The organism is Achromobacter sp. Marseille-Q0513 (assembly GCF_018195695.1).
Classification (GTDB): Bacteria; Pseudomonadota; Gammaproteobacteria; order Burkholderiales; family Burkholderiaceae_B; genus Achromobacter.
In genome coordinates, this window is the sequence record NZ_JAGTJY010000685.1 from 1 (window position 1) to 308 (window position 308).

A 308-nucleotide genomic window follows, 5' to 3' on the forward strand; every position below is an offset into this window, starting at 1 on the left:
TGCTGGAAATGTCCAAGCCGACGATAGCCGCGGTGAACGGCGTGGCGGCTGGGGGCGGCTGTGAGCTGGCCCTGGCTTGTGACATCCGGCTGGCTGCGGCGACGGCGAGGTTCGGCCTGCCGGAAGCGCGTGTCGGCCTGGGAGCCAATTTTGGAAGCGTGCTCCTGCCGCAGTTGATTCCGCGCGGCCTGGCGCTGGAAGCCCTGTACACAGGCAACTTGTGGACGGCGCAGGAAGCATATCGGCTTGGCCTAGTAAATCGCGTGGTCGAGCCGGATGATCTGACCGAGCATGTCACTTGCCTGGCG

At 65.3% G+C, this 308-nt stretch carries 1 protein-coding gene; it reads left to right on the forward strand.

The window, feature by feature from the left end:
• Positions 1 to 308 (forward strand): enoyl-CoA hydratase/isomerase family protein (locus tag KDH83_RS32300; RefSeq protein ID WP_212323311.1); only part of this gene is annotated, 308 nt, incomplete at both ends.